The organism is Mycobacterium sp. NGS34 (assembly GCF_059812845.1).
In genome coordinates this window covers 22158-31253 of the sequence record NZ_JCALDM010000024.1, presented here as the reverse complement: position 1 = coordinate 31253, position 9096 = coordinate 22158, and the positions used below count along the sequence as shown (strand labels likewise).

Annotated in this window: 10 protein-coding genes and 1 tRNA gene; 5 read left to right on the top strand and 6 right to left on the bottom strand. The window is 67.5% G+C overall.

Annotated features, from left to right (window positions below; genetic code table 11):
* On the top strand, nucleotides 1-353 hold a 353-nt coding region (locus tag AC5Y7V_RS29950; RefSeq protein ID WP_499883628.1), incomplete at its 5' end, for a GMC oxidoreductase.
* Between the two features lie 178 nt (nucleotides 354-531).
* Here the strand turns inward: AC5Y7V_RS29950 and AC5Y7V_RS29945 are convergent.
* The 3 genes from AC5Y7V_RS29945 to AC5Y7V_RS29935 all read right to left on the bottom strand — a co-directional run bounded on the left by AC5Y7V_RS29945 (nucleotide 532) and on the right by AC5Y7V_RS29935 (nucleotide 1953).
* Complete coding sequence (locus AC5Y7V_RS29945) at nucleotides 532-885, bottom strand: hypothetical protein (protein ID WP_499883627.1); 354 nt, start codon at nucleotides 883-885, stop codon at nucleotides 532-534.
* Nucleotides 886-1068: 183 nt separating this feature from the next.
* Nucleotides 1069-1145, bottom strand: a tRNA-Ile gene (locus tag AC5Y7V_RS29940).
* Between the two features lie 541 nt (nucleotides 1146-1686).
* On the bottom strand, nucleotides 1687-1953 hold the full coding sequence (locus AC5Y7V_RS29935; RefSeq protein ID WP_499883626.1) for a hypothetical protein: 267 nt from the start codon (nucleotides 1951-1953) through the stop codon (nucleotides 1687-1689).
* A gap of 36 nt (nucleotides 1954-1989) precedes the next feature.
* On the opposite strand from AC5Y7V_RS29935, the gene AC5Y7V_RS29930 reads away from it, so the two are divergent.
* Nucleotides 1990-2196 (top strand): hypothetical protein, encoded by a 207-nt coding sequence (locus AC5Y7V_RS29930; RefSeq protein ID WP_499883625.1) that lies wholly within the window; start codon nucleotides 1990-1992, stop codon nucleotides 2194-2196.
* A gap of 61 nt (nucleotides 2197-2257) precedes the next feature.
* Here the strand turns inward: AC5Y7V_RS29930 and AC5Y7V_RS29925 are convergent, their stop codons facing one another.
* The 3 genes from AC5Y7V_RS29925 to AC5Y7V_RS29915 are packed head-to-tail and all read right to left on the bottom strand — an operon-like array spanning nucleotide 2258 to nucleotide 5983.
* Nucleotides 2258-3085: a carboxymuconolactone decarboxylase family protein gene (locus AC5Y7V_RS29925; protein WP_499883624.1), complete on the bottom strand. Its 828-nt coding sequence runs from the start codon at nucleotides 3083-3085 to the stop codon at nucleotides 2258-2260.
* A gap of 10 nt (nucleotides 3086-3095) precedes the next feature.
* Nucleotides 3096-4469, bottom strand: coding sequence for a metallopeptidase TldD-related protein (locus AC5Y7V_RS29920; protein WP_499883623.1), 1374 nt, complete (start codon nucleotides 4467-4469; stop codon nucleotides 3096-3098).
* Entirely contained in the window at nucleotides 4466-5983 is a 1518-nt protein-coding gene (locus AC5Y7V_RS29915; RefSeq protein WP_499883622.1) for a TldD/PmbA family protein, read from the bottom strand. Before AC5Y7V_RS29915 ends, AC5Y7V_RS29920 begins: the two co-directional genes overlap by 4 nt.
* Nucleotides 5984-6057: 74 nt before the next feature.
* Here AC5Y7V_RS29915 and AC5Y7V_RS29910 point away from each other — a divergent pair, with 74 nt between their 5' ends.
* Genes AC5Y7V_RS29910 through AC5Y7V_RS29900 form a run of 3 tightly spaced genes read left to right on the top strand, consistent with a single transcriptional unit; the run spans nucleotide 6058 to nucleotide 9072 of the window.
* Nucleotides 6058-6927 (top strand): carbohydrate ABC transporter permease, encoded by an 870-nt coding sequence (locus tag AC5Y7V_RS29910; protein ID WP_499883631.1) that lies wholly within the window; start codon nucleotides 6058-6060, stop codon nucleotides 6925-6927.
* Entirely contained in the window at nucleotides 6914-7738 is an 825-nt protein-coding gene (locus AC5Y7V_RS29905; RefSeq protein WP_499883621.1) for a carbohydrate ABC transporter permease, read from the top strand. The genes AC5Y7V_RS29910 and AC5Y7V_RS29905 overlap by 14 nt, the downstream gene beginning before the upstream one ends.
* Nucleotides 7735-9072, top strand: coding sequence for an ABC transporter substrate-binding protein (locus tag AC5Y7V_RS29900; RefSeq protein ID WP_499883620.1), 1338 nt, complete (start codon nucleotides 7735-7737; stop codon nucleotides 9070-9072). Before AC5Y7V_RS29905 ends, AC5Y7V_RS29900 begins: the two co-directional genes overlap by 4 nt.
* Nucleotides 9073-9096 lie beyond the last annotated feature (24 nt).

Below are 9096 nucleotides of genomic sequence, written 5' to 3'. Positions count from 1 at the left end.
TAGAGATGGGCAACCAGGCCGCGCGGTGGCTGGCCGAACGCACCGGCGGCATCGCCCAGAGCAATGTGCTCGAAGCACTGGGCAACATCCCGTCGACCGCGCATCTGCTCGGGGGCGCCGTCATCGGCGCCGATCCGACCCGCGGCGTGATCGACGAGAACCTGCACGTCTTCGGTTACCACAACATGTTGGTCTGCGACGGATCAGCGATGCCGGCCAACCCCGGCGTCAACCCGGCCCTCACAATCACCGCCCTCGCCGAACACGCCATGGCCCAAATCCCGGCCGAACAATCCAGACCCGCGCCAATCAGCCTGGACATCAAGACATCTTGTTCCCCGAGATCTCGATGACGTGGCCGACAGGATGGGCGATCTTGTTTCAGGATGTGCGCATAAAAGGCGAGAGGCCAGGGCAAAAATACACCTTGCCCTGCTTATCTCTTCTGGAGCTGCCGGGAATCGAACCCGGCCGCTGACTTGATGAGTCTTTGCCCCTCGTACACGGACAGTGTTGCCCGGGACTAGCGGACTAACCCGTGTGCACCCCGAACAGATTGACCACGTCGTCCGCTGTCTTGGCAGGCTTCGCCGGCTCGGGCAGCGTGTTTGCCGTGCCGCCGTCCTGCTCGGGTATGTAGTCGGCGTACACATCCAGCGTCAACGTAAAGGTGCTGTGCCCCAGCCACTTCGACACTTGCATAAAGTGGACCCCCGCCGATGGCCGCAGCGTGGCGAAGGTGCCGTAGGTCGTGTAACCGCACACCGCGCAAGGCGGGCCCGTCTTTCGTGGCGGGTCGGTTGCCGGTAAGCCGACAGCCTCCAAGGCGGGGCGGAGGAGGTTTTTGTAGAAGGCACCGGGGTCAATGGGCTTCGAATAGTCCAACGGTGCAATCGTTCGACACCCCGCCGACGCGCGCCGCCTGATACCGCTGCTCAGCCACGCTTAACTCCCTCATTCCAGGAGTGTCGCGGATCAACCGAAACCACTGTCACGCATCAGCCGAAACACTGTCACCCATCAACCGAAGACGAACTGTCACGCATCAGCCGAGGTCATACGAACGCATGGTGGGGCGGGCGGGGCTCGAACCCGCGACCAACGGATTATGAGTCCGCGGCTCTAACCAACTGAGCTACCGCCCCCGGTCGAGTTGAGGTGCGAGCATCACCCTAGCGCTCCTCACATTGCCCCGCGGCGGCGTGGTGGCTCGCGCTGGCGCGCGCCCGCGGGCACTGGCGTCGTCGCCGGCGAACCTCTATCGGGCTCCGCCAAATGTTGCGGATTGTTTCGGCGCGCTCACACGAGTGCCGTTAGCCAGGTGAGCCGCGGCCAGTTTGCACAAGGAAAGTGCGAGTCCGCGCGGGCCGCGTGCCAGCAAAGGCGTTTATGCGCGACCGCGGATCGCAACTGCAGTCGCCGTCCGGCAATCGATGGCGATCACTTGTCGACCCGGGCTGCGGTTCGCCCTAAACGGGGAGCTCGTAAACGACTTGTGTTGCAGCGGCTCTGGCTGTTGGAATCGCAAACCAAACAGGCCGATGCCAGCCGATAATCATTTACCGGCCGACTTGTGAAAAAAGGCGCAGCCGAGCGGTCTTTGTGCCGCTCAGACGAATCTAACGGGGTGCGGCAATCGCACTGTCCCGAGCCGGGAACCGCGGTGCTGCGTTGCCTTCGTGCAGGTCAATGGCGGGTCGTTCTTTGCGGCGGCTCCCTGTCGGTGGTGGCGATCTGCGCCTTTGCCTCGCCGAGGGCGTACTCGCAGCTTCCATTGCAGGCCAAGGGCTTACGTTCGAATGCCACATCCAAATCCCCCGTCCTGAAAGCCAATGGCGATTCACTTAACGGCCAATTGGCTGAAACAAAAGAGTATTTTTGCTTTACTTCCCCGTTACCTTGCTGGGCGGTCGCTGGTGATTCCCGGGCGCACACTCCGATTAATGCGCGCATTACCAACAGTCAAAGAAGCCTGAGAGGAAATAGCGAATGAGCAGAAAAACGGCCGACTGTCGGCGACGCCTTGGTGTGCGAGCCGCCTTTGCGGCGCTCGCCATCGCGGCCATGGCCGCGGCACCGGTGGTGGCGATCGCCGAGGCCACCCACCCGGCCAACACCACGGTGAGCGCCGACCCCAGCGACGTCGACTACTACAACGTTGGCGAATCCGGCGCCGGTGGCGGAGGCGGCGGCTAGACCGCAGCTCCGACCGGCCGAGGTGCCGTGCATGCCGCGGCACCTTGGCCGCATGTCGCCGTCAGGCGAAAACCGTCTGTCCGTCCGCGTCGAGAAGATAGTGCTCGGTGCCATGCTCGACCCGCGGGGCGTCGGCGCCCAGCGACACGGCGACCTTATTGCTGGCGTTGCGCATGACGTCGAAGGTGAGCTCGACGGCCTCGGCCTCGGAAAACCCCGAGCGCACCTCGGCGGCAACGTCGGCGACGAGGTGCGCAGGCGTCCAAATTAACCCATCGGTGTAGCGCAGCGCTGCTTTAGCGCGGCGGGTTAACTGACTTGAGTCCTCGTACCCGTCGATGTCGCCGTACAGCGTCTCGGATCCCCCGGCGTCGAGCGCGGTGGTCTCGCGCAGCGATTTGCACAGCCGGCAGTTGTGTTGCGCCGCGCCGCGCAGCCGGACGAGCTCGGCGGTGACCGGGTCCAGCGCGCGCATCCGGGCCACCGCGGGCAGAAACTCGTTGAATACCACGTCCGAGGGCTCGGTGGTGTGGTCCCAGTCGACCGGCCCGCTGACCCAGCCGAGGTGCTCGGAGCCGACTCCCAGCGCCTCCAGCCCGGCCCGCACCCGCGGCACGAAGTCCGCGATGTACATCTGCGTGACCACGCTGAAGGTGTTGTCCCCCAGCTGCTTCCACAACCGGGACCGCTGTTCACCGGTGATCGCCGAGACGTCGGCGCTGAACTGCTCGGCGAACTCGGCAACGACGGCCTCGGCCTCCGACGCCGGCTCGGAGACCTCGACCGCGGAGGGCAACGGCGGCAGCGACATGGTCTGCGCACACACCCGCCGCACCAGGCCCGCAAGACGCCCATCACCTGGGGATAACGACACCAATTGCGTCAGCATTTGTGACACGCTACTGCGCCTGGCTCACCGAAGACATATAGAAATCCGGAATTCGCAGCGACGGCATGGCCGCCCGGGTGGCCCAGTCGCCCCATTCCCGCGGCAGCGTTTTTTCGCTCACGCCCGCCTCGGTGGCCCGGCGCAGCAGGTCGAGCGGGCTCTCGTTGAACCGGAAGTTGTTGACCGAGGCGGTCACCTCGCCGTCCTCGATCAGGTAGACCCCGTCGCGGGTCAGGCCGGTGAGCAGCAACGTGGTGGGGTCGACCTCGCGGATGTACCACAGCGTGGTCAGCAGCAGGCCGCGCTCGGTGGCCGCGATCATGTCGGCGGGCTCGGCCGACCCGCCGGTCATCACCAGGTTGTCGGCGGCGACCGCCACCTTGGCGTCGAATTTCTCGGCCGTGGCCCGCGGATAGGCCAGCGCATTGATGACCCCGTTGCGGATCCAGTCGACCTGGCCGATCTCCATGCCGTTGTCGAACACCGACAACGTCTCCGAGGAGGCGCTGACCGCGACGAACGGCGTGCACGCCAGCCCCAGCGCCATCGGGTCGGAGAACATCGTCAGCGGCAGATCAGTCAGCCTCTCCCCCACCCGCGTCCCGCCACCCGGCGCCGACAGCGCGGTGCGACCCTCCTCCGCGCCGCGGCCGGCCATCGACCAGGCCAGGTAGATCATCATGTCGGCCACCGTCGACGGCGGCATGATCGTTTCGTAGCGCCCGGCGGGCAGTGCGACGCTGCGCTTGGCCCAATCGAGCCGCGTCGACAATTGCTCGAGCAGCGAATCGGTCGGCACGTCAACGAAATCCGCGGTGCCGATACCCGCCCAGGCGCTGGCGTCGCCGCGTTTGGCGTTGATCTCCACCGCGCCGGTCGGCTGGCTGAAGCGCCGGCGCAAGCCAGTCGAGGACGCGAGGAAAGTCGTCGAAACACTGTGGTGCGCAAAGCCGTACAACCGATCGGCGCCGCGGAAGCCCCGGCTCAGCGAGCCGGCGACGTCGGCGAACACCAGCGGCCCGGTGCCCGGAACGGGCGCGTCCCAGTCGGCGGGCACTCCGGCATCGGCCAGCAGCGGCGCGGCGTCACCGGCCTCCGGCGCCGAGCGGGCCGCCTCCTGGGACCTCGCCACCAGCCCCGGAATCACCCGAGGATCCACCTCGGCGGAGACCACCGTGCCGATGTGTGCGCTGTCGCCTTGCCGCACCACCGAAATCACGGTGATGCTGCGGTTGACCGAAACGCCGTTGGTGGTCATGGAATTGCCCGCCCAGCGCAGCGTGGCCTCGATCTTGTCGGTGACCAGCACCATGGTCTCGCTGGCGCCGCCCAGCTTGGCCGCCTCGTCGAGCACGAGGTTGACGACGTGTTGCGGGGTGATCATCGGGCGCCCTCGCTGACCGTATTGAGCACGTTGACGCCGCGGAACAGCGCCGACGGACAGCCATGGCTGACCGGGGCGACCTGCCCCGGCTGCGCCTTGCCGCAGTTGAACGCGCCGCCCAGCCGCCACGTCGCCGGGCCGCCCACGGCTTCCATGGAATTCCAGAAATCGGTGGTTGTGGCCTGGTAGGCGACGTCGCGCAGCTGGCCGTCCAGGCGGCCGTCGCGGATCCGGAAGAACCGCTGCCCGGTGAACTGAAAGTTGTAGCGCTGCATGTCGATCGACCACGATTTGTCGCCGACGATGTAGATGCCGTTATCGACGCGGCCGATCAGATCGGCGGTGCTGACGTCCTCGGCCGCGGGCTGCAGCGACACGTTGGCCATCCGCTGGATCGGCACGTGGTGCGGCGAGTCGGCATACGAGCACCCGTTGGAGCGCGGCTGCCCCAGCCGCGGGGCGAACACTCGGTCGAGCTGGTAGCCCACGAAGACGCCATCGCGCACCAGATCCCAGCTCTGCGCGGCCACTCCCTCGTCGTCGTAGCCGACGCTGGCCAGGCCGTGTTCGACGGTGCGGTCGGCGGTCACGTTCATCACCGGCGAGCCGTAGCGCATGGTGCCGAGCTTGTCGGGGGTGGCGAACGACGTCCCGGCGTAGGCGGCCTCGTAGCCGATCGCGCGGTCGTATTCGGTTGCGTGGCCGATGGATTCGTGGATGGTCAGCCACAGGTTGGTCGGGTCGATCACCAGGTCCGTCGGCCCGGCCACCACGCTGGGCGACTTGACCTTCTCCGCGAGCAGCGACGGCAGCTGGGCAAGCTCGTCGGTCCAGTTCCATATCTCGTCGTCGGCCAGCGCCTCCCAGCCGCGGCCCATCGGTGGGGCCAGCGTGCGCATCGAGTCGAAGCTGCCGGCCGCGGGGTCGACGGTCACCGCCTCGAGCGACGGCAGCACCCGCACCCGCTGCTGGGTGATCGACGATCCGAAGGTGTCGGCGTAAAACGTCTGCTCCTTGACGGCGGTCAGGCCCGCCGACACGTGGTCGACGCCGTCGGAGCCCAGCAGGCGCCCGGAGTACTCCTCCAGCACGGCGATCTTGTCGGGACCGGGCACCTCGAACGGGTCGATCCGGTAGCTCGACACCCAGGTGGCGTCGGCGTACACGGGCTCCTCCGCGAGCTCGACGCGCTCGTTGTTGAGCATCGCCAGCGTGGTGGCCACGTGCACGGCGCGGCGCGCGGTCTCGGCCGCGACGGCGGGCGCCAGCTCCGCGTGCGAGGCGAATCCCCAGGTGCCGTCGACGATCACCCGCACCGCCAGGCCCACCTCGCGGCTGACCACGGCGGTCTCCAGCTCGCCGTCGCGCAACTGGATGATCTCGCTGCTGAGGCGGTGAAGCCGCAGGTCGGCGTAGCTGGCCCCGGCCGCTTTGGCCGCCGACAACGCGGCGTCGGCGAGCTCGTGGCGCGGCAGGCCCAGGAAGTCGGGATCGATGCCCCGGTTCGGTGTCACCGCACCACCGTAACGACCGCTCGCCCCAAACGACGGCGGCGCCCGCTTTAATTACCTGCATGGCCAGCGCCGTATTGAGGAAACAGCCTCGATCCACCGCGCTGGGCTACGCCCTGTTGGCGCCCAGCCTGTTCGGTGTGCTGGCCTTTCTATTGCTGCCCATCCTCGTGGTGATCTGGCTCAGCCTGTACCGGTGGGACCTGCTGGGCCCGCTGCGCTATGTGGGCCTGGCCAACTGGCGCTCGGTGCTGGCCGACTCGGGCTTCGCCAACTCGCTGATCGTCACCGCCGTCTTCGTGGCGATCGTGGTTCCCGCGCAGACGATCCTCGGGCTGCTGGCCGCGTCCATGCTGGCCCGCCGGCTCCCCGGGACCGGGCTGTTTCGCACCGTCTACGTGCTGCCCTGGATCTGCGCGCCGCTGGCGATCGCGGTGCTGTGGCGCTGGATCCTGGCCCCCACCGACGGTGCCGTCAGCGCCGTGCTCGGGCATAGCATCGGGTGGCTCTCCGATCCCAGCTTCGCGCTGCCGTTGGTGTCGGCGGTCGTGGTGTGGACCAACGTCGGCTACGTCTCGCTGTCGTTCCTGGCGGGCCTGTTGGCCATTCCCGATGACATTCACGCCGCCGCGCGCACCGACGGCGCCAACGCGTGGCAGCGGTTCTGGCGCATCACCCTGCCCATGCTGCGCCCGACGACGTTCTTCGTCCTGGTGACGGGGATCGTCAGCACCGCACAGGTTTTCGATATGGTGTACGCCCTGACCGGTGGGGGGCCGGGCGGCAGCACGGACCTGGTGGCCCACCGCATCTACGCCGAGGCGTTCGGGGCGGCGGCGATCGGGCGGGCGTCGGTGATGGCGGTGGTGCTGTTCGTCATCCTGATTGGGGTCACCGTCGTCCAGCACCTCTACTTCCGGCGGCGGATCAGCTATGACCTCGTCTAGCCGCCTCTTCAACACGGTCGTCTATGCCGGGCTGACGCTGGGTGCGCTGATCACGTTGGCGCCGTTCGCACTTGGATTGATGACCTCCTTCACCTCTGCCCACCAGTTCGCCACCGGCACGCCGCTGCAACTGCCGCGTCCGCCCACGCTGGCCAACTACTCCGATCTGGGCGGGGCCGGGTTCGGCCGCGCGGCGGCGGTGACCGCGCTGATGACGGCCGTGATCCTGGTAGGCCAGCTGACCTTTTCGGTGCTGGCCGGATACGCGTTCGCGCGCTTGCATTTTCCCGGGCGTGACGCGCTGTTCTGGGTCTACATCGCCACGTTGATGGTGCCCGCGACGGTCACGGTGGTGCCGATGTATCTGATGATGGCGCAGCTGGGCCTGCGCAACACGTTCTGGGCGTTGGTGCTGCCGTTCATGTTCGGCTCGCCGTACGCGATTTTCCTGCTGCGCGAGCACTTTCGCATCATCCCGAACGACTTGATCAACGCCGCGCGCCTCGATGGGGCCACCACCCTGGACGTGATCGTGCACGTGGTGATCCCGTCCAGCCGTCCGGTGCTGGCCGCGCTGGCGTTGATCACGGTGGTGTCGCAGTGGAACAACTTCATGTGGCCGCTGGTGATCACCAGCGGGCACAAGTGGCGGGTGCTCACCGTGGCGACGGCGGATCTGCAGTCGCGGTTCAATTCTCAGTGGACGCTGGTGATGGCGGCGACGACGCTCGCGATCGTGCCGCTAGTCACGCTCTTCGTCGGCTTCCAGCGCCACATCGTCGCGTCGATCGTGGTTTCGGGGCTCAAGTGACCCGGCCGCGCTCTTCGACGCTGGTCGCCGGCGCGCTGGCGTTGGTGGCGGCACTGCTGGCAGCGATGGCCGTGCTGTTGGACTATTCCGCGGAACCCCACGGCGGCAAGATCGTCATCAAGGTGCGGGTCTGGGCCGACCAGATCGCCGCGGCGTATCAGCAGTCGTTCGCCGAATTCAACCGCACGCACCGCGATATCGAGGTGCGCACCAACATCGTCGCGTACTCGACGTACTTCAACACGCTGCGCACCGACGTCGCGGGCGGCAGCGCCGACGACATCTTCTGGGTGTCCAACGCGTACCTCGCCGCCTACGCCGACGATGGCCGGTTGCTCGACGTCGGCGAGCTGCTGGGTCCGGATGCGACCGCCGACTGGGACCCGGCGGTGGTGGAGCAGTTCACCCGCGGCGGCGTGCTGTGGGGTGTGCCGCAGTTGACCGACGGCGGGATTGCGCTGTACTACAACGCGGACCTGCTCGGGGCGGCCGGAATCGACCCCGCCCGACTGGACACCCTGCGCTGGAGCCCCGACGCCGGCGACACGCTGCGGCCCCTGCTGGCCCGGCTGACGCTCGATGCCGACGGAAACGCCGCGGGCACACCGCGTTTCGACCCCGGCCGGGTGCGCCAGTGGGGATACAACGCGGCCAACGACCCGCAGGGCATCTACCTGAACTACATCGGCTCGGCGGGTGGGGTATTCCAGCGCGGCGACGAGTTCGCGTTCGACAATCCCGCGGCGGTGTCGGCCTTCCGGTATCTGGTCGGTTTGATCAACGACGACCACGTCGCGCCGCCGGCCTCCGACACCAACGACAACGGCGACTTCTCCCGCAATCAGTTCCTGGCCGGCCGGATGGCGCTCTTCCAGTCCGGCACCTACAACCTCAAACCCGTGGCCCGCGATGCGCGCTTCCGCTGGGGCGTGGCCATGATGCCGACGGGACCCGCCGGCCGGGTCAGCGTCACCAACGGCATTGCTGCGGCCGGTAATTCAGCGACCAAGCACCCGGACGCGGTGCGCCAGGTGCTGGCCTGGATGGGCAGCCGCGAGGGCAACGCCTACCTGGGCCGCGACGGCGCGGCCATTCCCGCGGTGCTGTCGGCTCAGCCGGTCTACTTCGACCACTGGGCCACCGAGGGCATCGACGTCAGGCCGTTCTTCTCCGTGCTGAAGGGCCCCCGCATCCCAGCCCCGGGCGGAGCGGGCTTCGCCGCGGGGTACACCGCCCTGCAAAGCTATTTCGACGAAATGTTCCTGGGTCGAGGCGATGTCGCCGTGACGCTGCGGAAGGCTCAGGCGGCGGCCAACGCCGCCGCGCAGCGCTAGCCGCCGGTCCCGCGAAAGCGTTCC